Raw genomic sequence first — 21073 nt, forward strand, 5'->3', positions numbered from 1 at the left:
CCTCCTCCCGCGCGGCGCCCCGGCCGCCGACCCAGGATGGGGCCATGCCGATCTCCGCCGGCCGCCGCGCCGCTCTGCTCACCGCGACGCTCACCGCGACCGCCCTGCTGCTGACCGCCGGGTGTTCCGACGACGGGGGCGGGGCGGCGGCCCCCGCGACCAGCGGGCCCTCGGGGCTCGACCGGCTCGCGGCGCAGAAGCTCGAATGGGCGCCGTGCCTGCCGCCGAACGCGGCGGAGGGCGGCGGGCCCGCGCCGACGCCGCTGCCCGGCGGAACGCCCTGGGAGTGCAGTTTCCTCGCCGTGCCGCTCGACTACACCAAGCCCGACGGCGACACCGTCGACCTCGCCCTGATCCGCGCCAAGGCCCGCGACCAGGCGCACCGGATCGGCTCGCTGGTCTTCAACTTCGGCGGGCCGGGCGGCTCCGGCGTCACCGGCCTGCCCGGCTTCGCGAACGACTTCGAGTCGCTGCGCTCCCGCTACGACCTGGTCTCCTTCGACCCGCGCGGGGTCGGCCGGAGCAAGCCCGTGGAATGCCTCTCCGACAAGGAGCTGGACGTCTACTACTCCCTGGACTTCACACCGGACGACGCCGCCGAGGAGAAGACGCTCGCCGACGCGCAGAAGAAGTACGACGCCGGCTGCGAGAAGCAGTCCGGCGCCCAGCTGCCCTACGTCGGCACCGAGAACGCGGCTCGCGACATGGACCTGATGCGCCGGGTCCTCGGCGACGACAAGCTGTACTACTTCGGCATCTCGTACGGCACGGAACTCGGCGGCGTCTACGCCCACCTGTTCCCCAAGAACGTGGGCCGGGCCGTCTTCGACGCGGTCGTGGACCCGGCGGCGGGCGTGGAGCAGGGCGCGCTCGGGCAGGCGAGAGGCTTCCAGCTCGCGCTCGACAACTTCGCCAAGGACTGCGTGGCGCGCGCCGAGGAGTGCGTGCTGCCCGGCTCTTCGCCCGCCGAGATCGAGGGCTTCATCACGGATCTGCTGGCCTCGCTCGACAAGCACCCGATCGCGGGCATCGGCGACCGCAAACTGACGCAGACAGAGGCCACCAACGGCATCGCGCAGGCCCTCTACTCCAAGGAGTTCTGGCCGTATCTGGAGCAGGGGCTCGACGAGGCCGACGCGGGCAACGGCGCTCTGCTGCTCGCGCTGTCCGACTCGATGAACGGCCGTGACCAGAACGGCGTCTACAGCAACATCCAGGCCGCCAACGCCGCCATCAACTGCGTCGACTTCAAGGACCGCTTCACCTTCGACCAGGCCAGGGAGAGCCTGCCCGAGTTCCGCGCCGCCTCCCCCGTCTTCGGCGACTTCATGGGCTGGGGCCTCGCGAGCTGCAACCAGTGGCCCGTGCCGGGCACCTGGGACCACCCGGACGTCTCGGCCCCCGGCTCGGCCCCGATCCTGGTCATCGGCAACACCGGCGACCCGGCCACGCCGTACGAGGGCGCACGCTCGATGGTGGACGCGCTCGGCAAGGGCGTCGGCGTGGAGCTCACGTACAACGGCCAGGGCCACGGCGCGTACAGCAGCGGCAGCAAGTGCGTGAAGGCCGCTACCGACGCGTACCTGCTGACCGGGAAGGTGCCGGCGGCCGGCACCACCTGCGGCTAGCCACAGCCCGCCCGCGGGAGGCCGGACGCGGGAGGCCGGACGCGGGAGGCCGGACGCGGGAGGGCCCGGAATCCGTCGCACGGATCCGGGCCCTCCTGCGGAAAAGCACCTCAAGAAGGGGTCGGTCAGTAGACCGGCTTCTCCGGCTCGATCTGGTGGACCCAGCCGATGACGCCGCCGCCGACGTGCACCGCGTCCGCGAAGCCGGCGGACTTCAGCACGGCGAGGACTTCCGCACTGCGGACACCCGTCTTGCAATGCAGGACGATCCGCTTGTCCTGCGGCAGGTCCTGGAGGGCGTTGCCCATCAGGAACTCGTTCTTCGGGATCAGGCGGGCGCCCGGGATGGAGACGATCTCGTACTCGTTCGGCTCGCGGACGTCGATGATGTCGATCTTCTCGTCCGCGTCGATCCACTCCTTGAGCTGCTTCGGAGTGATCGTGGAGCCGAGCGCCGCCTCCTGGGCCTCCTCGGACACGACGCCGCAGAAGGCCTCGTAGTCGATGAGCTCGGTGACGGTCGGGTTGTCGCCGCAGACCGCGCAGTTGGGGTCCTTGCGGACCTTGACCTGGCGGTACTGCATCTCCAGGGCGTCGTAGATCATCAGGCGGCCGACCAGCGGGTCGCCGACGCCCGCGAGGACCTTGATGGCCTCGGTGACCTGGATGGAGCCGATGGACGCGCAGAGCACGCCCAGGACGCCGCCCTCGGCGCAGGAGGGGACCATGCCCGGCGGCGGGGGCTCCGGGTAGAGGCAGCGGTAGCACGGGCCGTACTCGGACCAGAAGACCGAGGCCTGGCCGTCGAAGCGGTAGATGGAGCCCCACACGTACGGCTTGTTGAGCAGCACGCACGCGTCGTTGACCAGGTAGCGGGTCGCGAAGTTGTCCGTGCCGTCGACGATCAGGTCGTACTGGCTGAAGATGTCCATCACGTTCTCGGCCTCGAGCCGCTCTTCGTGAAGGATCACGTTCACATACGGGTTGATGCCGAGCACGCTGTCGCGCGCCGACTCGGCCTTGGAGCGGCCGATGTCGGACTGGCTGTGGATGATCTGGCGCTGCAGGTTCGACTCGTCGACCTCGTCGAACTCCACGATGCCGAGCGTGCCCACGCCGGCCGCGGCCAGGTACATCAGGGCCGGGGAGCCGAGCCCGCCGGCGCCCACACAGAGCACCTTGGCGTTCTTCAGCCGCTTCTGCCCGTCCATCCCGACATCAGGGATGATCAGGTGGCGGGAGTACCTGCGGACCTCGTCAACGGTGAGCTCGGCAGCCGGCTCGACCAGGGGTGGCAGCGACACGGAGACCTCATCAATACAGCTGGTCGGGATGTCTTTACGACGGTTGTTCTCCCCATAACACTGCCATGGCCCTCCTCATTCCGAGACACCCCGTCCGATCCGCGAGACGATTTCGTCCCAGTAACCGGGCAGAGTATGGAATTGGTCGCTTTGTCCCGGGCGGGCCCGCCGATCGGTCATGAAGACCGTGGCCGCGCCCTGCCAGCGGGCGATTCGGAGGGCTTCGTCCAGATGCGTCCTGGGCACTCCGTGGACGAGATGGACGAACTTCGCGGCCGGATAGTCGGCCGTCCACTCGGCCACCTGCGACCAGCGGTAGTCGGCCCACGCGCCGGAGAAGGTGACGAGCTGGTCGGCGGTCTCCGCGTAGCCCGGGTACGGGTGGACGCCGTGCGACAGGACGAGGTGGACTCCGCCCCCGCCCCCACCGCCGGCCCCGCCCCCGCCCTCGCCTTCGTGCAGCGCCTCCAGGGTGCCGGCGATGCGCCGTACGCCCGGCAGGTCGGCCCGGTCGGCGGGACACCGGTCCAGGTAGTAGCCGTCGGCCCGGTACCAGTCGAGGTAGCGCTGGGCGTCCGAGACGACCTCGCCGAAGGGGCGCGAGCCGTGCGACAGGTCGATGTGCCCGAGCACCCGGACGCCCGCGTTCCGCAGCTTGCCCGCGGCCTCCAGGCAGTGCGGGTCGGGCCGGTCGCCCGGCCCGTCGGCCACGTTGAGGACGGCCCAGTGCACGGGGGTGCCGGGGCGGGTCAGCTCGGCCCACTCGACGGGGGCGAGCAGGGGGTGGGCGTAGCCGGGAACGCCCACCCCCATCTCGGTGACCGTCCCGGTGCCGGTGGCGGTCAGATGCGGCATGCCGCCTCCATCCAGATGTCGGCGAGGGACTCCTCCAGGTTGATCCGGGGCCGCCAGCCGAGCCGGTCGCGGGCGGTGCGCACGTCGGCCTGCTGCCAGGGGCCGCAGCCGTCCGGGTACGGGTAGGGGGCGGCGGCCAGCTGCTCGGCGATGGTGGCCTCGGTGCGCGGGGCGCCGATGACCGGGCGCGGCGGCGGCCCGTCGAGCTCGTGGAGCTGGCCGGCGTATCCGGCGACCCTGGCGAGGACGGCGGCGGCGTCGCGGAGCTTCACGGCCCGGCCGGTGCCGATGTTGACGACGCCCTGGGCGGCGGAGAGCGAGGCGGCGTGCACGGCCCGGGCCACGTCCCGGACGTCCACGAAGTCCCGCTGGACGCCGAGGCCGCTGAGCTTCAGCTCGCCGTCGCCCGCCTGCATGGCGCGCCGCATCGCCTCGGCGAGCCGGCCCAGCGGGGAGCCGGCCGGGGTGCCGGGGCCGACGGGCGAGAAGACCCGCAGCACGACGGCGTCGAGGCCGGAGCCGAGGACCAGCTCGGTCGCGGCGAGCTTGGACACGCCGTACGGGCCGCCGGGCCGCGGCACCGCGTCCTCGGCGGTGGACGAGCCCGGCTGGCTCGGCCCGTACTCGGAGGCGCAGCCGACCTGGACGAGCCGGGCGCCGCAGCCGCTGCGGCGCAGCGCCTCGCAGACGGTGGCGACGGCCACGGTGTTGTGCCGGGTGAGGTCGCGGGCGCCGCCGCGGGTGGCGCCGGCGCAGTTCACGACGACTCCGGGGTGGACGGCGTCGAAGAACCGGGTCAGCGCGCCGGGGCTGCCGGTGGCGAGGTCGAACCGGACGTCGGCGTCGTCGCCGCGGCCCAGCGCGGTGAGGTGGACGGCCGGGTCGGCGAGCAGGCGGTCGGCGACGAACCGGCCGATGAATCCGTTGGCTCCGAGCAGCAGCACCCTCATCGTGCGGCCCCTTCGTGCCGACCGGCCGTGGTGGGGAGGTGGTGCGTCATGTCTCTTTCGTCTCCTTGCGAGTGGCGAGGGATCGGGTACGGGGAGGGCACGCCCGCGGCGTCGGCTCCGCGGGTGCGCGGGGTGCACCGGTGGGGGGTCAAGGCGGGCAGGGTTCGTGGGGGGGGCGTACGGGTCAGGCGTGGGCCGAGGCGCGGGAGAGCGCGCCGGTGGCGTGGATCAGCAGGGCGAGGGCCGCCGTGCCGCAGAGCAGGGTGGGCGGGGCCGCCGGTCCCCAGAGGGCGACGACGGCGCGGACGGGGGTGCCGAGGAAGTCGCAGCCCGGGAGGCGGGCCGCGAGGACGCTCGCGAGGACGAGGGCCTCGGCGGACGCGGTGGTCATGAGGACGCTGTCGGCGGCCTCGGCGAAGCCGTGCACGGCGAGCAGCCGGGCGAGCAGCAGCAGCGTGCCGAGGGCGAGGGCGCCGGGGTGGAAGCCGGTGAGGACGAGCAGTCCGGTGAGGGCGGCGAGGTGGAGGGCGACGCTGCCGAGGAGCAGCGGTCTGGTGCCGGCGGCGAAGTCGGCGAGGCCGCGGCTGGCGGCGAGTCTTCGCCGGGCGCGGACGGCGAAGAGGTGGGCGCACCAGGCGGCGGGGGCGACGGAGAGGGCGAGGGCGAGCAGCGGGCCGGTGTCGAGGAGCCAGTTGGTGCCGGCCGGGCCGTCGAGCGGGGTGACGACGGTCGGGGCGTCGTCGGGTCCGCCGGTGAGCAGCTGGTCGAGGACGCCGTCGCCGGTGGCGGCGTACGCGAGGAGCCACAGGATCCACAGCGGGGTGGCGGGCACCGCGCGACCGCCGGCGCGCAGCGGCCCGTTGCGTACGGCGGCGAGCACGGCGGCGGCGAGGCCGAGCGCCCCGAGTACGCCGGCCGTGGTCCGCGCCGCCCCGGTGGTGAGGGCGAGCCCGGTGACGGCGAGGGCGGCGACGGCGCCGGGCGCGCAGGTGGTGAGCGCCCACCCGGTCCACGGGGTACGGGGCGGGGCGGCGGGCTCGGTACGGGTGCGGGGGTTCTCGCCGCGCGGCACGCGCGCGTACAGCTCTTCCGCGAGCGAGAAGACGTCCCGGTGCCGGAAGCGGGCGGCGGTCCGGTCGGTGACGCCGTGCGCTTCGAGTCCGGCGGCGATCTCCAGGGCGTCGACGGCCCGTTCGCACAGCTCGCGGTGGCGGTGCATCAGCGCCTTGACGGGGTCGGCGGGTCCGCGCCGGGCGCCCGTCCGTACGGACTGCGGTGCGGGCGGCGGGACGGCCTCCGGGGCGGACTCCGGCACGGACTCCGACACGGGCTGCGCCGGCGGCTGCTGCGCCGGCTGCTGAATCGCTTCGGCAAGGGCTTCCACGGCTGCCGGCGCCGGGGCGAGGGCGGCGGCCTTGAGCAGGGCCTCGGAGCGGGAGTCCCAGGGGCCGGGGCTGGTGGGAGCGGCGGGGCCGCGCATGGCTGTGCCTCCTTCAGGCATCGGGGTCTCCCGTTCCGGCCGCGGCGGTGACCGGCTGGTCCGCCCAGCTGCCCGGCACATGGGCCTCGGCGGGGTGGGCGAAGGGCACGCCGCGGCTGGTCCGGCGGCGGACCGGCGAGTGGGAGAGGAGTTCGAGGTAGATGCCGCGGAACGCCGCGAGGTTCTGTTCGACGGTGAACAGCTCCAGGGCCCGGGCGCGGGCGGCGGCGCCCAGGCGGTACCGCCGCTCGGGGTCGCGCAGCAGCGCGAGGCAGGCGTCGGCGAGTGCCTTGGGGTTGCGCGGCGGGACGACGAGTCCGGTGCCGCCGATGACCTCGACGACCGCGCCGACGTCGGTGGAGACGGTGGCGCGGGCGCAGAACATGGCCTCGACCAGGCCGACGGGGAAGCCCTCGACGACGCTGGAGAGGACGACGACGGCGCTGGCGGCGTACGCGTCCTCCAGGGTGGGGGCCTCGGGGCCGCCCAGCTCCTCGAAGGAGACCGGGTTCTCGCCGACCGCGTGCACGCCGCTCGCCTCGTCGGGGAAGAGCTGCTCGGCGAGGCCCCGGCAGTGCGCGAGGTACGCGGCCGCGCCCGGCTCCCGGACCGGCGCGGCGATGATCCGCAGCCGGGCGTCGGGCTGCTGCCGCCGCACCTCGGCGAAGGCGTGCAGCAGTGCGACGAGGTCCTTGGCGGGTTCGACCCGGCCGATCCAGGCGAGGGTCGCCGGGTCGCCGCTCTCCTCGTCCTCGCCGACCTCGGCGAAGCGGTCGGCGTCCATGCCGGGGTGGACGGTGCGCAGCCGGGCCCGGTCGGCGCCGCACTTCTCCTGCCAGCGGCGGGCGTGCGCGTTGCCGGGGGTGAGCAGCGCGGCCTGGCGGTAGACCTCGCCGGCGAGCCGGCCGTGGAAGGCGGCGAGCAGGGCGCGGACGGGGGTGGCGAGGGGGGCGCCGGTGGCGGCGAGGTAGTGGGCGCGGAGCTGGACGCCGTACTCGGTGACGAGCAACGGGGTGCCGAAGAAGCGTTTGGCCAGCAGGCCGGGGAGCGCGGCGGCGCCGGCGGAGGCGGCGTGGCAGAGGTCGACGAGCGCGAGGCCGCCGCCCCGCGCGCCGTCGGCGGCGTCCGCGCCGGGCTCCGTCTCGTCGTACCAGCCGAGCGAGAGCGGGCGCAGCGCGCGCTCCAGCTGTTCGGTGAAGGCGAGCTGGTCGGGCACGGTGGCGGCGGCGACGGCGCGGCGCGCGCCGGGTGCGCGGCAGGCGGACTCCAGGATCCGGACGGCGGACTCGGAGCGGAGCGCGGCGGGCAGTCCGCCGTGCTCGCGGGCGAGTTCGGCGAGCCCGTAGAGCCCGGCGGCGAACCGCTCGGCCCCGGCGCCCCCGGCCGCGGTCGCGCCGGCGCCGCTCTCCCCGTCCTCGGCGCAGATGCCGTGCGCGAGCTCCGCGAACGCGGCCTCGAAGCGCCGGCGCTCGCGCCGCCCGTATCCGGTACGGCGGGCGAAGGGCTCGCCGTCGTCACCGGCCTCTCCGAGCGCGGCGGTGTGCACCCCGCGCACGTTGGGCGGCAGGTGCGCGGGTCCGGCGGCGTCGGGTCGGGCGTCGCGGCCGAGTGCGTAGACGTCGAACTCGTGCGGCGCGAGTCCGCGGACGAGCCGGTCGCACCAGAGGCCGGACTCACCCGTGGCGTACGGATAGCCACTCTCCGTGAGCAGTCCGATCCGCATGAGCAACACCCCCGTTCTCCCGTGACGTCTGCCGTGACTGGTGTCCCGCGGCGGGAAGAACGTAAGCGGATATGACGGTGGCGCGACGGACGGTTGTCCATCGCGCCACCGGAAGGGGTGAATGCTCGTAACTTTCGCACCGCGGTCGCGTTTTGTCGCGCTACGAGATCGTCACATCACTGTCCGTGCGATCGCCTCAGGCGGCTGCGGGCGCCCGCTCCAGGGCCGGGACGGCGGCGAGGAGCTTGCGGGTGTACGGGTCCTGGGGCGCTCCGTACACCTCCTCGACGGTGCCCTGCTCGACGATCCGCCCGCCCCGCATCACGGCGACCCGGTCGCTGACCTGCCGCACCACCGCCAGGTCGTGGGCGATGAAGACGAGCCCGAGGCCGAGTTCGGCCTGGAGGTCGGCGAGCAGGGCGGTGACCTGGGCCTGGGTGGTGACGTCGAGCGCGGAGACGGGCTCGTCGCAGACGATCAGGCGCGGCCGGGCGGCGAGCGCGCGGGCGATGCCGACGCGCTGGCGCTGGCCGCCGCTGAACTCGTGCGGGTAGGCGTCGTACCGGTCGGGGTCGAGCCCCACCCGGTCGAGCAGCTCCCGCACCCGGTTCCGTACGAGCCGGTCGTCGCGCTCGCCCGCCGCGCGCAGCGGGTCGGCGACGGACTCGCCGACCGAGCGGCGCGGGTTGAGCGAGGAGACGGGGTCCTGGAACACCATCTGGAGCTCGCGCCGGTGCGGGCGCAGTTCCCGCTCCGACAGCCGGCCGATCTCCGTCCCGGCGTACCGAAGCCGGCCGTCACTCGGGTCGAGCAGGCGCACGAGCATCCGGCCGAGGGTGGTCTTGCCGCTGCCGGACTCGCCGACGACGCCCAGGGTCTCCCCGGCCCGTACGGTCAGCGACACGCCGTCGACGGCCGTGACCTTCGCCTTCCCGCGCCCGAACTCGCGCCGCAGCCCGACCGCTTCGAGCAGCGGCTCACCGGCGGGCGGCGCCGCCGGGGCGGGGCGCAGCGGCCCGTCGAGCCGGGGCACGGCGCTCAGCAGTTCGCGGGTGTACGGCTCCGAGGGTGCGGCGAGCACCCGCGCCGCGGGCCCGCGTTCGACCGCCCGCCCGCCGCGCATGACCAGGATGTCGTCGGCGCTTCCGGCGGCGACGCCGACGTCGTGGGTGACGAGCAGCAGGGCCATGCCGGTCTCCTGGCGCAGCTCGTGGAGCAGGTCGAGGATCTGGGCCTGGACGGTGACGTCGAGGGCGGTGGTCGGTTCGTCGGCGACGAGGAGCTGCGGCTCGCAGGCGAGCGCCATCGCGATGAGCGCGCGCTGGCGCATGCCGCCGCTGAACTCGTGCGGGCGGGAGCGGGCGCGGCGGGCGGCGTCGGGGATGCCGACGCGGTCGAGGACCTCGACGGCGCGGGCGCGGGCGGCCTTCTTGGATCCAAGATGGTGGATCCGATATACCTCCGCGATCTGGTCACCGATCGCGTAGTACGGGTCGAGGGCGGACAGCGGGTCCTGGAAGACCATCGCCGCCACGCCGCCGCGCAGCCTGCGCAGTTCGGCCGGGCCGGCCGAACCGACGTCGATGCCGCCCACCGTGACCCGGCCGCCGACGTGGGCGCCGGTGCCGTGGTGCAGGCCCAGGAGGGCGCCGGCCACGGTGGACTTGCCGCTGCCGGACTCGCCGACGAGGGCGAGGGCGCGGCCGGCGTCCAGGGTGAAGGAGAGGTCGTCGACGGCGGTGACGGAGTCGTCGAAGGCGACGGTGAGACCTTCGACGGTGACGACGGGGACGCTCACGCGAGGACCACCCTTCGGTCGGCGACGGCGTAGAGGAGGTCGGCGACGACGTTCGCGACGACCACGGCGACGCCCATGAGGAGCACGACGCCCACGACGACGGGCAGGTCGATCTGGCGGACGCCGTCGATGAGGGTCTTGCCGAGTCCGGGGATGCCGAAGAGGGACTCGGTGAGCACGGCGCCGCCGAACATCGAGCCGAGGTCGAGGGCGCTGAGCGCGATGACGGGCGGCACGGCCCCGCGCAGCGCGTGCCGGGTGACGACGCCCCGCTCCCCCACCCCGTAGGCGCGGAAGGTGCGGATGTGGTCCTCGGCGAGCGTCTCCAGGGTGGAACTCCGGGTCAGCCGGGCGTACTTGGCGGATTCGAAGAAGCCGAGGGTGAGCCAGGGAAGCAGCATGTTCCATGCCCACTGCTCGGGGTCCTCGCCGAGCGGCACGTACGTCGGGAAGGGCAGCCAGCGCAGATAGGCGCAGACCGCCATGAGGAGGAGCAGTCCCAGGATGAAGACGGGCGTGCCGGTGCCGGCGAGGGTCAGCACGGTGAGGGCGCGCTCGGTGAGTCCGCCGCGCCGCAGCGCCGAGAGGAGTCCGGTGCCGACGCCGACGACGAGCCAGATCACCATGGCGCCGAGCGCGAGCGAGGCGGTGGCCGGCAGGCGCTCCAGGATGACGTCGGTGACCTGCTGGTCGGTCTGGTACGAGAGGCCGAGGCAGGGCGCGTCGCAGTGCAGCACGCCGGTGCCGCCGGAGTAGTCCCGGCCGGCCACGACGCCCTGGGCGAAGTGCAGGTACTGCGCGAACACGCTCTCGTTCAGGCCGAGTTGTTCACGCACCTGGGCGATCTGCTGTGGGTTGCAGCGCTCGCCGCAGGCGAGCCGGGCGGGGTCGCCGGGGGCGACGTAGAAGAGCGCGTAGACGAGGACGGAGAGCGCGAGCAGGACGAGGGCGGCGCCCGCGAGCCGCCGCAGGACATAGCGGGTCATGAGGTCTTCTCCTTGCCGGCCCGGCGCGGTGCCCGCACGCGGGCCGCCTCGCGCGGGTCCAGTGCGGCGCGCACGGCGTCGCCGAGGACGGTGCAGGCGAGCACGGTCGCGAAGAGCACTCCGGCCGGCAGCAGCACGTACGCCGGATCGGCCCGGAACCAGGTCTGCGCGGTGGACAGCATCTGCCCCCAGGACGGTGTGGGCGGGGTGACGCCCACCCCGAGGAAGGACAGCGACGCCTCGGTCACGATGTTGGAGGGCACGAGGACCGCCGCGTACGTGAGCACGGGCGCGGCGAGCGACGGCAGCAGTTCGCGCCGGGCGGTGCGCCAGCGCCCCGAGCCGGCCAGCCGGGCCGCGGAGACGAAGTCGAGGCTCTTCAGGGTGAGTGTCTGGGCGCGCACGATCCGGGAGGTGCCGGCCCAGCCGATCAGTCCGATGACCAGGATCAGCAGCAGCGGGCGCGGGAAGTCGCGGGGTACGACGGCGGTGAGCGCGATGGCGAGGACGAGGAACGGCAGGGCGACGAACACGTCGGTGATCCGGCCGATGACGGCGTCGGCCCGGCGTCCGCCGAGGCCGGCGGCGAGGCCGAGCGCCACACCGATGAGCACCTGCACGGCGGTGGCGCCGAGCGCGACGAGCAGCGAGACGCGGGCGCCGTAGAGGAGCCGGACGAACAGGTCGCGGCCGGTGCCGGGTTCGACGCCGAGCCAGTGCTCGGCGCTGATCCCGCCGAAGGAGCCGTACGGGACGCCGCCGCGGGCGGAGTCGACGAGGTCGTCGTGGTAGCTGTGCGGGTCCTGACCCGCGAGGGCGGCGAGCAGCGGCGCGAGCGCGGCGAGCAGGACGAGCAGGACGAGGACGGCGCCGGCGGTGAGGGCGGCGGGGCGGGTGCGCAGCCGCTGCCACACGCGCCGGGCGGCGCCCGTGGCGGCGGGATCGCCGCCCGCCACGGGTGCCGGGAGGTCGGTCAGCGCGGTCACTTGACGGCGACCTGCGAGACGTCGAGGACTCCGGTCCAGTCGCTGATGACGACGTTCTTGACGTCCTTGCCGACGAGCCGCTTGTAGACGGGGTGGAAGAGCGGCACGTCGAGCGCCTGCTCGCCGATCTTCTTGTCGAGGGCGCCCCAGCGGGCGGCGGCGGCCTTGAGGTCGGTGAGCTTGTTGATCTCGTCGATCTCGTGGTTGACGGCGGGGTCGTTCAGCTGGGCGTGGTTGTAGTTGGAGCCGTCGGTGACGATCTGCCGGCCGTCGAAGATGGGCGCGAGGAAGGGCCCGCCGGCGGGCCAGTCGGCGCCCCAGCGGGAGAGGAAGAAGCCGGGCGCGTCCTTGACGCTCCAGCGCTTCTCGTTGAAGGCGTTGGGCTCCTGGCCGTCGAGCCTGACGGTGATGCCGGCCTTGGCGAGCGCCTCCTGGACGGCGGTGGCGATCTCGGGGCTGGTGGTGCGGTTCTGGGCGGTGGAGTGCAGCAGGGTGACGGTCAGGCCGTTCGGGTAGCCGGCCTCCTTGAGCAGCTGCTTCGCCTTGGCCGGGTCGCCGGTCTTCCCGGCCGGGAAGTGGTCGTAGGGGGTGTGGCCGAAGGACTTCTGCTCGGGCAGGAAGGTGGTGGCGGCCTCGGCGAGCGCGGAGCCGCCGGCGGCGTTGACGACGCTGGTGCGGTTGACCGCGTAGGAGATCGCCTGGCGGACCTTGGGGTTGTCGAAGGGCTTCACCTTCGGGTTGAAGGCGATGTAGTTGGTGAAGCCGAAGTGGCCGGTGCCGACGCGGGCCGAGAGTTCCTTGTCGGAGCCGATCTGGGCGAGTTCGGCGGGGCCGAGGTTGGTGTCGGTGGTGACGGCGGCGGCGTCGGCGCCGGAGGAGGTGGCGAGCCGCTGGTTGATGACGGCCTCGTCCAGACCGGACCTGACGTCGATCCGGTCGGGGTACGCCTTGCGCTCCTCGTCGGTCTTCGGGTCCCAGTGCGGGTTGCGCTCCAGGACGAGGTGCTCACCGTCGTTTTCGTTCTTCACGACCTTGTACGGGCCGGAGGAGACCGGGTGCTCCTCGTACTTCGCGCCCTTGTCCTTGGCCTTGGGGACGGGCGCGAACTGCGTCTGGGTGGCGACGAACGGGAACTCGCCCTCGGGCTTGCGCAGTTTGAAGACGATGGTCTTCGCGTCGGGCGTGACGATCGACGGGAGGCCCTTCGGGTCCTTGTAGGGGCCCTGGTAGGTCTCGCCGCCGACCAGCCAGTCGCGCAGGTAGGGGGCGCCGCCGGAGAGTTCGGCGGCGAAGGAGCGCTCGATGCCGTACTTGATGTCGGCGCTGGTGATGGGCGTGCCGTCCTCGTACTTCAGCCCGTCCTTGAGGGTGTACGTCCACTCGGTGGCGTCCTTGTTCGGGCGGCCGGTGTCGGTGGCGAGGTCGGGAACGACCTGGGTGCCGGCGGCGCCCGCCTCGCGGTTGCGGGTGGTGAGCGTGCGGAAGACGAGGGACGGGATGTTGCCGCCGCCGGAGGTGTAGAGCCGGGCGGGGTCGAAGTCGCTCTGCGCCTCGCCGTTGAGGACGGTGAGGGTGCCGCCCTTCTTCGGGGCGCTGCCGGCGCCCTTGCCGGCGGATCCTCCGCCGGTGGCGTCCTGCGGTCCGGCGCAGGCGACGGCGCCCGAGGCCAGGACGAGACTGACGGCGGCGGCCGCCACGCGGCGCGAAATCACGGACGATGGACGCATCGGAGGAACCTCTCGGGGTGAACTGCGGGAAGGAGCAAGGGAGTTCCGCAGGCACGCCGAACCGGATCCGGCCCGGAGGAGGGGGAGGGGAGAGCGCGCCCGCGGGATGGGAACCCGGGCGCGGGAAACGCTGAAAACGGCTGCACTGGAAGTGCGAGTAAGCCGACGCGCGCGCTCGGGCGGGCGTCAGCGACAGAGGATGTCGGCGACCGCGTGGCCGGTCACGCCGAAGAGCGCCAGCTCAAGGGCGCGCTCGGTGTTGACGGCTCGGTTCGACATGCCGAGAAATATGGACGAACGCCTGAGCGATGTCAACGCGAAGGCCGGCGTCCATGAGACACCTGTCCCACGATATGGGCTCAGCGGAATCGCACCGGAATCCGCCTGGCCGTCAACTCTCCGGATGCACCCAGGGGTTGGGGCGGCACTTGATCCCGTCGATGTCCAGCGACTTCGTCTGCTGCTGCATCACCGGCGCGAGCGCGCCCGGCGTGCGGCAGCTCACATGGCTGTGCCCGAGCCGGTGCCCGACCTCGTGGTTGATGAGCATCTGGCGGTACGCGTGCATCGCGTGCGGGCCGAAGGTGACCGAGCCCTGCGCCCAGCGGAACGCGTTGATCATCACGCGCTGGGTGGAGGCCGAGTCGCAGGACACGTTGTCGACCGTCGTGTCGAGGCCGGACTTGGCGCACCAGGCGCCGGTGGTGCCCGGGCTGGCCAGCGTGATCACGAAGTCCGGGTCGCCGGTGGAGATCCGCTCGAAGGTCATCTCCCCCTTGCCGGCCCAGCTGCGCCGGTCGTTGAGGGTCTTCTGCACGGCCTGCGCGAACAGCGTCCCGTCGAGGCCGAGCCCCTTCTCGACGTCGACCCGGTAGCGGTATGTGCGCCCCTTGCCGGGCGCCTTGTCGAGACCGGGCACGGTCGCGAACTCCCCCGACCCCTTCAGATGCGGGTCGATCGGGAACTGGCGGGCCATCAGCTGCTCGTACGTCGGCGGCGCGGCCGGCTTCGACGGCGCGGCCCGGTCGTCGGAGCGCGAGGCGGGGCTCTCCGCGCCGATGCGGTCGGCGGAGTCGTCGGCGGCGTGCGTCGCGCGCGCGCCGTCGCCGTCGCTCTCGGCGACCTGGCCGGCGATGACGACCGCGAGGACGGTGGTGATGGCGGCCGCGGCGATCCCGGTGAGGGTACGGCCGAGGGCGGCGCCCGGCTTGGCCCGCTCCCGGGGCTCGGGGGCCGGCGCGGCCTGCTCCGGCGCGGGGGGCGTCTCCCGGCGCGGTGCCGGTATGAACGGGGCCGCGGGGCCGGCGGGTGAGGGCTTCGCGTACGGGTAGCGGGCCGCCGGGGCCGCCGCCTCGGGGTGGGCCGGGTGCCCGCCGCGCACGAAGGGCCGGCCGGAGGTCTCGTAGGCCCCAGCGTGGCGCGGGGTCCCGTGCGCCGGGGTGCCGTGTGCGGGGGTGCCGTACACCGGCGTGCCGTGCGCGGGCGTGCCGTACATCGGCGTGCCCTGACCCGGCGTCTCGTACGGGCTCCGGCCCGGCATCTCGTACGTGCCGTCGTACGGGCGCGGGGGCTGCGGTGCCGCCGGGGGCTGTTGCCCGCCGGTCCGCCTGCGTCGCCCCGTCCCCGGCCCCGGCCCTGTGGCCTCCCGCTGCCCGGTGTCGTCCACCGGGGCGGCGGGGCCCTTGCGACTATGTCGTCCCACGGTCCGGCTCAGCTCCCGCCCTCGGCCGCCACCGGCCGCGCGTCGGCGGCTCCGGTGATCAGCTCCCGTACCGCCGCGGCGACGGTCTCCGGATACTCCATCATCGCCACGTGCCCGGCCTCCGGGAGCGTGAGCAGTGTCGAACGGCGGAAGGCGGCGGCCGCCCTGCGCGCCATCCGGTAGCCGACGAGCCGGTCCCGGCCGCCGTACACGAGCAGCGTCGGCGCGAGCACCCGCTCCGCCTGCCGCCACAGTCCGTGCTGGCCGCCGAGCGTGTACGCGTCGACGATGCCGCGCGAGGAGCGGGCCATGGCGTCCCAGAAGTACGGCAGCTCCAGGCGCCGCTCCATCTCCTCGACGGCATGCCGCAGGCCCTCTTCGGAGACCCGGCCGGGGTCGCCGTAACAGAGGGAGAGCACGCCCTTGACCCGCTGCTCCGCCGTCCAGTCCTTCGTCAGCCGCGCGAACAGCGACGCGATGCCGGGCGCCGCGAGCAGCGCGGTCGGCCAGGCGCTGCGCTGGACGCGCAGCTCGGGCAGGGCCGGGGAGATCAGCGTGAGGGTGCGGACCAGGTCGGGGCGCACGGCGGCGACCCGGGTGGCGACCGCGCCGCCCATGGAGTTGCCGATCAGGTGCACCGGGCCGCGGCCGGCGGCGTCGAGCAGCCGGATGACCGCGCGGGCGTGACCGGTCACGGAGTAGTTGCCGTCGTCCGGCGGCGGCGAGTCGCCGAAGCCGGGCAGGTCGACCGCCTCGCCGTCGACGAGGTCGGCGAGCAGCGGCATCAGGTCCGACCAGTTCTGGGAGGAGCCACCGAGCCCGTGCACGTACAGCGCGGGCGGCAGACCGGTGCGGTGGGCGGGCCGCGCGCGAACGGTGAGGGTGAGTCCGGGCAGCGCGACGGACCGCAGCTCCTCGCCGTCGGCGACCCGCACGGTGCGCGGCGGCCGGGTCGCGGGCGAGGCGGCGGTCCGGGTTTCCGGCAGCTCGGTCGAGGACATGGCAGCGATATTACGAGACGATCACGCCCGGGCGTGTGTGGGTGGCGTCACAGGAGTGTGGGTGGCGTCACAGGAACGGACGCGGCGCCCGGTCGAAGGAGGTCTCGGCCGCTCGCGGAATCGGACGCGGCGCCGGGGTCCGGGCTCGCGCGGGCACGGCGGCTCGCACGATCGGGCGCAGGACGACGCCGTACGGGTGCCGGATCGGGTGCGGTGCACCGGAGGAACTCCTACGCTCGGAGTGAGGGCCGGCACGGCCCTCGGACAGCGCCCGCGGACCCGCCCGCCGGAAGGGACGGACAGACCCGCTCGCCGGAAGGAACCGCATGACTGTCGACCCGAACGAGCCGGACACATTCACCGAGGAAGAGGACGTCGTGCTCGACCAGGAGATCCCGGAGGCCGACGCGGCCGAGCAGCACACCGAACTGCAGCAGCACGAGGACGAGCCCCTCAACCACATCAAGCACGACGCCGCGAACGACGCGGACGCCATCGAGCAGGCGCGGGTCGTCACGCTCGACGAGGACGACTACCGCTGAGTAGCCACATGGTCCTTCATTGATTTGTTCGGTTTACCGTCCAACTACTTGGCCGTCGCCTCTCGCCCCAGGCGTCCGGTCCGTGAAATTCTGCGTTCGCACCGCGCACAGCCGGGTTACCCAAAAGTACGATGGCGGCGCGACGTCACAGCGCGCATGGATCGAACTTTGGGAGGCGGCGTGAGCGCCATCGAGCAGACAGAGGCAGCACGCCCTCGGGGCACGCGCCTGCCGCGCCGTGCCCGACGGAACCAGCTCCTCGGCGCGGCCCAGGAGGTGTTCGTCGCCCAGGGGTACCACTCGGCCGCCATGGACGACATCGCCGAGCGGGCCGGCGTCAGCAAGCCCGTGCTCTACCAGCACTTCCCGGGCAAGCTGGAGCTGTATTTGGCGCTGCTGGACCAGCACTGCGAGTCCCTGCTGCTGTCGGTGCGCGCGGCCCTCGCGTCCACCACGGACAACAAGCTGCGCGTCGCGGCCACCATGGACGCCTACTTCGCGTACGTCGAGGACGAGGGCGGCGCCTTCCGTCTGGTCTTCGAGTCGGACCTCACCAACGAGCCGGCCGTGCGCGAGCGCGTCGAGCGGGTCTCGCTGCAGTGCGCCGAGGCGATCTCCGACGTGATCGCCGAGGACACCGGCCTGGCCAAGGACGAGTCGATGCTGCTCGCCGTCGCCCTCGGCGGCGTCTCGCAGGTCGTCGCCCGCTACTGGCTGTCCAGCGAGTCCGCCATCCCCCGGGACAAGGCCGTGGCGCTGCTGACCTCGCTGGCCTGGCGCGGCATCGCCGGCTTCCCGCTGCACGGCGCGGAAGGACAGCTGAGCGCCGAGGGCCACTGAGCACCTCCCGGCACGGAGGACGGTACGAGGGGCCCGGTGCCCGCGGTTGTTCGCTCTTGGCGTTCCCTGCGCGCGCCGTGTCCGTCCCCTCACCGGGCTAATGTGGGCGAGTACGGCGCGGGACCCACGCGCAAGGCTGACCGTTCGGAGGGACATAGCCGTGGAGGTCAAGATCGGCGTGCAGCACGCACCCCGGGAGATCGTGCTGGAGAGCGGACAGTCCGCCGAGGAGGTCGAGCGCGCGGTGGCCGACGCGCTGGCCGGCAAGGCGCAGCTGCTCAGCCTGACGGACGAGAAGGGCCGCAAGGTCCTGGTGCCGGCTGACAGGATCGCGTACGTCGAGCTCGGTGAGCCGGCGGTGCGTCGGGTGGGCTTCGGCGCGCTCTGAGCGACACACAGACGGGTGAGGGCCCGGTGGACTTCGGTCCGCCGGGCCCTTCTCCTGTCCGTGTCTGCCCACGTCAGGGCGTATGGGGAGGATTGTCATCACGAGTGACCGGGTAGGACGGGTGTGACCGAACTGCCCGCCCCGCACACCCCCGCGAGGTGATCCGCCGTGTTCCTGGAAGCCCTCGGTTCCGCTCTGCTCGGTTTCGCCCTGGCCTGGGTAGCCGTGCACCGGCTCTCCGACCGCCTCCCCGCACGGGGCGCCGTCCTGACCACGGGGACGCTCGGCGGCGTCTTCGGCGCCCTGGTCACCCACGGCGCCCTCGGGCCCGGGCACTTCCTGGCCACCCTGATCGGCGCCGTCGCGATCGCGGCCGTCCTGCTGTCGCTGCTGATCCGGCCCGCCTCGCGACGACTGCGCCGATCAGCCGCGGTCTGAGCGACCGCGGCCGTCACGGCCGACGAAACGCGTTACGCGGCGAGGCCGAGCGCGGCCATGCGCTTGGTGTGCGCCTCGGTGATGCGGGAGAACATCCGGCCGACCTCGGCGAGGTCGAAGCCCGCCGCCATCCCGTCCACGCCGCCGACCAGCATCGTCGACAGCGCGTCGCGCTCGGCGACCACGCGCTGCGCCTGCGACAGGGCCTCGCCCATCAGCCGGCGCGCCCACAGGGCGAGGCGGCCGCCGACCCGCGGGTCGGCGTCGATCGCGGCGCGGACCTTCTCGACGGCGAAGTTGCCGTGGCCGGTGTCGTCGAGCACGCCGAGCACCAGGGCGCGGGTGTCGGAGTCGAGGCGGGCCGCGACCTCCCGGTAGAAGTCGCTGGCGATCGAGTCGCCGACGTACGCCTTGACCAGGCCCTCCAGCCAGTCGGACGGGGCGGTCTGGCGGTGGAACTCGTCCAGTGCCTTGGCGAACGGCTCCATCGCCTCGGTCGGCGGGACGTCCACGGCGGCGAGCCGGTCGCGCAGCTGCTCGAAGTGGTGGAACTCGGCGGAGGCCATCTTCGCCAGCTCGGCCTTGTCCGCGAGGGTCGGCGCCAGCTTGGCGTCCTCGGCGAGCCGCTCGAAGGCCGCGAGCTCGCCGTAGGCGAGGGCGCCGAGCAGGTCGATCACGGCGGCGCGGTACTGCGGCACGGCGGAGGCCGTGGCCCAGTCCTGGGCGGCGATACCGGTGGGTGTGGCGTTGTCGGGCGTCTCCATGAAGCGCACAATAGCCCGCTCCGTCGTCGCCCAAGGGCCCTGGTCAGTGACTGTGACCGTGACCTCGGTGGGAATTCTCCCGACACACATGCGCGATTCCGGGGTACAGTGGTAAGGCGCCTGCTGAGTATGCGGACATGCTTTCGCACGTTCGGACGTACCCGGTGGGCCGACGCATGAATGAGGATGCCCGGTCGGTGGCCCGATCGGCTCCGGCCCGACAGCCCTTCCGGCGGCCTGCCGAAGGGTCCCTCAGCGGCACGACGCTCGAGCGAAGGCAGCGGTCCCGCGCCACCCGGCGGAGATCTCCCAGATCCCGCAGGAAGTTCCAGGCACGGTGAGACCCCCCTCGTTCGCCTCGCGCCGCGTCTCACAGAAGAGGCAGCACCCTGACTACGTTCCGAGAGCTCGGAATTCTCCCCGAGACCGCCGAGGCCCTGGAGGCCGTCGGCATCGTCACCCCCTTCCCCATCCAGGAGATGACCCTTCCGGTCGCCCTTTCCGGCACCGACGTCATCGGCCAGGCCAAGACCGGTACGGGCAAGACCCTCGGCTTCGGCCTCCCGATCCTGGAGCGCGTGACCGTCCCCGCCGACGTCGAGGCCGGCCGGGCCAAGCCCGAGCAGCTGACCGACGCCCCGCAGGCGCTCGTCGTCGTCCCCACCCGCGAGCTGTGCCAGCAGGTCACCAACGACCTGCTCACCGCCGGCAAGGTGCGCAACGTGCGCGTCCTCGCCATCTACGGCGGCCGGGCGTACGAGCCGCAGGTCGAGGCCCTCAACAAGGGCGTCGACGTGGTCGTGGGCACCCCGGGCCGACTGCTCGACCTGGCCGGCCAGCGCAAGCTCGACCTGTCCCACGTCAAGGTCCTCGTCCTGGACGAGGCCGACGAGATGCTCGACCTGGGCTTCCTGCCCGACGTCGAGAAGATCATGAACATGCTTCCGGCGAAGCGCCAGACCATGCTGTTCTCGGCGACCATGCCGGGCGCGGTCATCGGCCTGGCCCGCCGCTACATGTCGAAGCCCACGCACATCCGCGCCACCTCGCCGGACGACGAGGGCGCGACCCACGCGAACATCACGCAGCACGTGTTCCGCGCCCACAACATGGACAAGCCGGAGATGGTCTCCCGCATCCTGCAGGCGCGCGGCCGCGGTCTCGCGATGATCTTCTGCCGGACGAAGCGGACCGCCGCCGACATCGCCGAGCAGCTGGAGCGGCGCGGCTTCGCGTCCGGCGCCGTCCACGGCGACCTCGGCCAGGGGGCCCGCGAGCAGGCGCTGCGCGCCTTCCGCAACGGCAAGGTCGACGTGCTCGTCTGCACCGACGTCGCCGCGCGCGGCATCGACGTCGAGGGCGTCACGCACGTCATCAACTACCAGTCCCCCGAGGACGAGAAGACCTACCTGCACCGCATCGGCCGCACCGGCCGCGCGGGCGCGAGCGGTACGGCGATCACGCTGGTCGACTGGGACGACATCCCGCGCTGGCAGCTGATCAACAAGGCGCTGGAGCTCGACTTCGGCAACCCGGTCGAGACGTACTCCAGCTCGCCGCACCTGTACGAGCTCCTCGACATCCCCGAGGGCACCAAGGGCATCCTGCCGCGCGCCGAGCGCACCCGCGCCGGCCTCGACGCGGAGGAGATCGAGGACCTCGGCGAGCCCGGCGGCCGCCGTGGCCGCGCCCCGCGCCGCGAGCCGCAGGCCGAGGAGAGCCCGGCCCGTACCCGTACGCCGCGCCAGCGCCGCCGCACCCGCGGTGGCGAGCTCGCCGACCAGGCGAGCCCGGCGACCGCCGAGCAGACCGCCGTTCCCGCCGCCGACGCGGACGCCGACGCCACCGGCCCGCGCCGTCCGCGCCGCCGCCGCGCTCGGTGTCGGGCAGCGGCTCGCCGACACCACCCGCCAGGGCGCCTTCCGCGAGCTGCTCGTACGCGGCGAGCACGGCTATGTGGC

At 73.4% G+C, this 21073-nt stretch carries 19 protein-coding genes; 6 read left to right on the forward strand and 13 right to left on the reverse strand.

Annotated elements, in window-relative coordinates; all coding sequences use genetic code 11:
- Nucleotides 1-44 precede the first annotated feature (44 nt).
- Nucleotides 45-1628 (forward strand): alpha/beta hydrolase, encoded by a 1584-nt coding sequence (locus tag ACWEV0_RS21345; protein ID WP_453150938.1) that lies wholly within the window; start codon nucleotides 45-47, stop codon nucleotides 1626-1628.
- Nucleotides 1629-1753: 125 nt separating this feature from the next.
- Here ACWEV0_RS21345 and moeZ read toward each other — a convergent pair whose 3' ends face one another.
- From moeZ to ACWEV0_RS21405, 12 genes are all read right to left on the reverse strand, one after another.
- On the reverse strand, nucleotides 1754-2932 hold the full coding sequence (moeZ, locus tag ACWEV0_RS21350) for an adenylyltransferase/sulfurtransferase MoeZ (RefSeq protein ID WP_453150939.1): 1179 nt from the start codon (nucleotides 2930-2932) through the stop codon (nucleotides 1754-1756).
- A 75-nt stretch (nucleotides 2933-3007) separates the two neighbouring features.
- Complete coding sequence (locus ACWEV0_RS21355; protein ID WP_453150940.1) at nucleotides 3008-3787, reverse strand: spherulation-specific family 4 protein; 780 nt, start codon at nucleotides 3785-3787, stop codon at nucleotides 3008-3010.
- Nucleotides 3775-4737, reverse strand: a complete 963-nt coding sequence (locus tag ACWEV0_RS21360; protein WP_451606746.1) for an NAD-dependent epimerase/dehydratase family protein — start codon at nucleotides 4735-4737, stop codon at nucleotides 3775-3777. The genes ACWEV0_RS21355 and ACWEV0_RS21360 overlap by 13 nt, the downstream gene beginning before the upstream one ends.
- 184 nt (nucleotides 4738-4921) lie before the next feature.
- Complete coding sequence (locus ACWEV0_RS21365; RefSeq protein WP_453150941.1) at nucleotides 4922-6217, reverse strand: hypothetical protein; 1296 nt, start codon at nucleotides 6215-6217, stop codon at nucleotides 4922-4924.
- Nucleotides 6218-6230: 13 nt separating this feature from the next.
- A complete protein-coding gene (locus ACWEV0_RS21370; RefSeq protein WP_453150942.1) occupies nucleotides 6231-7940 on the reverse strand; it encodes a DUF3492 domain-containing protein in 1710 nt (569 codons plus the stop codon).
- A 196-nt stretch (nucleotides 7941-8136) separates the two neighbouring features.
- Complete coding sequence (locus tag ACWEV0_RS21375) at nucleotides 8137-9738, reverse strand: ABC transporter ATP-binding protein (RefSeq protein WP_453150943.1); 1602 nt, start codon at nucleotides 9736-9738, stop codon at nucleotides 8137-8139.
- Nucleotides 9735-10724 (reverse strand): ABC transporter permease, encoded by a 990-nt coding sequence (locus ACWEV0_RS21380; protein ID WP_453150944.1) that lies wholly within the window; start codon nucleotides 10722-10724, stop codon nucleotides 9735-9737. The genes ACWEV0_RS21375 and ACWEV0_RS21380 overlap by 4 nt, the downstream gene beginning before the upstream one ends.
- Nucleotides 10721-11710 (reverse strand): ABC transporter permease, encoded by a 990-nt coding sequence (locus ACWEV0_RS21385; protein ID WP_453150946.1) that lies wholly within the window; start codon nucleotides 11708-11710, stop codon nucleotides 10721-10723. The genes ACWEV0_RS21380 and ACWEV0_RS21385 overlap by 4 nt, the downstream gene beginning before the upstream one ends.
- Complete coding sequence (locus ACWEV0_RS21390; RefSeq protein ID WP_453150947.1) at nucleotides 11707-13437, reverse strand: ABC transporter substrate-binding protein; 1731 nt, start codon at nucleotides 13435-13437, stop codon at nucleotides 11707-11709. The genes ACWEV0_RS21385 and ACWEV0_RS21390 overlap by 4 nt, the downstream gene beginning before the upstream one ends.
- Nucleotides 13438-13623: 186 nt before the next feature.
- A complete protein-coding gene (locus ACWEV0_RS21395) occupies nucleotides 13624-13716 on the reverse strand; it encodes an Ms4533A family Cys-rich leader peptide (protein ID WP_453150949.1) in 93 nt (30 codons plus the stop codon).
- A gap of 112 nt (nucleotides 13717-13828) precedes the next feature.
- On the reverse strand, nucleotides 13829-15139 hold the full coding sequence (locus tag ACWEV0_RS21400; protein ID WP_453150950.1) for a DUF3152 domain-containing protein: 1311 nt from the start codon (nucleotides 15137-15139) through the stop codon (nucleotides 13829-13831).
- 8 nt (nucleotides 15140-15147) lie between these two features.
- Complete coding sequence (locus ACWEV0_RS21405; RefSeq protein WP_453150951.1) at nucleotides 15148-16140, reverse strand: alpha/beta fold hydrolase; 993 nt, start codon at nucleotides 16138-16140, stop codon at nucleotides 15148-15150.
- 326 nt (nucleotides 16141-16466) lie between these two features.
- On the opposite strand from ACWEV0_RS21405, the gene ACWEV0_RS21410 reads away from it, so the two are divergent.
- From ACWEV0_RS21410 to ACWEV0_RS21425, 4 genes are all read left to right on the forward strand, one after another.
- On the forward strand, nucleotides 16467-16682 hold the full coding sequence (locus tag ACWEV0_RS21410; protein WP_453150953.1) for a hypothetical protein: 216 nt from the start codon (nucleotides 16467-16469) through the stop codon (nucleotides 16680-16682).
- 180 nt (nucleotides 16683-16862) lie between these two features.
- Nucleotides 16863-17522, forward strand: a complete 660-nt coding sequence (locus ACWEV0_RS21415; protein WP_451606736.1) for a TetR/AcrR family transcriptional regulator — start codon at nucleotides 16863-16865, stop codon at nucleotides 17520-17522.
- 160 nt (nucleotides 17523-17682) lie between these two features.
- Nucleotides 17683-17910, forward strand: coding sequence for a DUF3107 domain-containing protein (locus tag ACWEV0_RS21420; protein WP_453150954.1), 228 nt, complete (start codon nucleotides 17683-17685; stop codon nucleotides 17908-17910).
- Between the two features lie 168 nt (nucleotides 17911-18078).
- Nucleotides 18079-18348 carry a hypothetical protein gene (locus ACWEV0_RS21425; protein ID WP_453150955.1) on the forward strand — a complete coding sequence of 90 codons (270 nt, stop codon included), beginning with the start codon at nucleotides 18079-18081 and terminating at the stop codon, nucleotides 18346-18348.
- A gap of 32 nt (nucleotides 18349-18380) precedes the next feature.
- Here the strand turns inward: ACWEV0_RS21425 and ACWEV0_RS21430 are convergent, their stop codons facing one another.
- The gene (locus ACWEV0_RS21430) at nucleotides 18381-19112 is read right to left on the reverse strand and encodes a ferritin-like fold-containing protein (protein WP_453150956.1); all 732 of its coding nucleotides are present in this window, start codon (nucleotides 19110-19112) and stop codon (nucleotides 18381-18383) included.
- A gap of 479 nt (nucleotides 19113-19591) precedes the next feature.
- On the opposite strand from ACWEV0_RS21430, the gene ACWEV0_RS21435 reads away from it, so the two are divergent.
- Nucleotides 19592-21073 (forward strand): DEAD/DEAH box helicase (locus ACWEV0_RS21435; protein ID WP_453150958.1); only part of this gene is annotated, 1482 nt, incomplete at its 3' end.

Source organism: Streptomyces sp. NPDC003943 (genome assembly GCF_053605265.1).

What these genes read in the sequence shown, in the direction of transcription:
- ACWEV0_RS21345 (WP_453150938.1), top strand. Translation starts at nt 45, where the DNA reads ATGCCGATCTCCGCCGGCCGCCGCGCCGCTCTGCTCACCGCGACGCTC.
- ACWEV0_RS21355 (WP_453150940.1), bottom strand. Translation starts at nt 3,787, where the DNA reads ATGCCGCATCTGACCGCCACCGGCACCGGGACGGTCACCGAGATGGGG.
- ACWEV0_RS21360 (WP_451606746.1), bottom strand. Translation starts at nt 4,737, where the DNA reads ATGAGGGTGCTGCTGCTCGGAGCCAACGGATTCATCGGCCGGTTCGTC.
- ACWEV0_RS21365 (WP_453150941.1), bottom strand. Translation starts at nt 6,217, where the DNA reads ATGCGCGGCCCCGCCGCTCCCACCAGCCCCGGCCCCTGGGACTCCCGC.
- ACWEV0_RS21370 (WP_453150942.1), bottom strand. Translation starts at nt 7,940, where the DNA reads ATGCGGATCGGACTGCTCACGGAGAGTGGCTATCCGTACGCCACGGGT.
- ACWEV0_RS21380 (WP_453150944.1), bottom strand. Translation starts at nt 10,724, where the DNA reads ATGACCCGCTATGTCCTGCGGCGGCTCGCGGGCGCCGCCCTCGTCCTG.
- ACWEV0_RS21390 (WP_453150947.1), bottom strand. Translation starts at nt 13,437, where the DNA reads ATGCGTCCATCGTCCGTGATTTCGCGCCGCGTGGCGGCCGCCGCCGTC.
- ACWEV0_RS21395 (WP_453150949.1), bottom strand. Translation starts at nt 13,716, where the DNA reads ATGTCGAACCGAGCCGTCAACACCGAGCGCGCCCTTGAGCTGGCGCTC.
- ACWEV0_RS21405 (WP_453150951.1), bottom strand. Translation starts at nt 16,140, where the DNA reads ATGTCCTCGACCGAGCTGCCGGAAACCCGGACCGCCGCCTCGCCCGCG.
- ACWEV0_RS21410 (WP_453150953.1), top strand. Translation starts at nt 16,467, where the DNA reads ATGACTGTCGACCCGAACGAGCCGGACACATTCACCGAGGAAGAGGAC.
- ACWEV0_RS21430 (WP_453150956.1), bottom strand. Translation starts at nt 19,112, where the DNA reads ATGGAGACGCCCGACAACGCCACACCCACCGGTATCGCCGCCCAGGAC.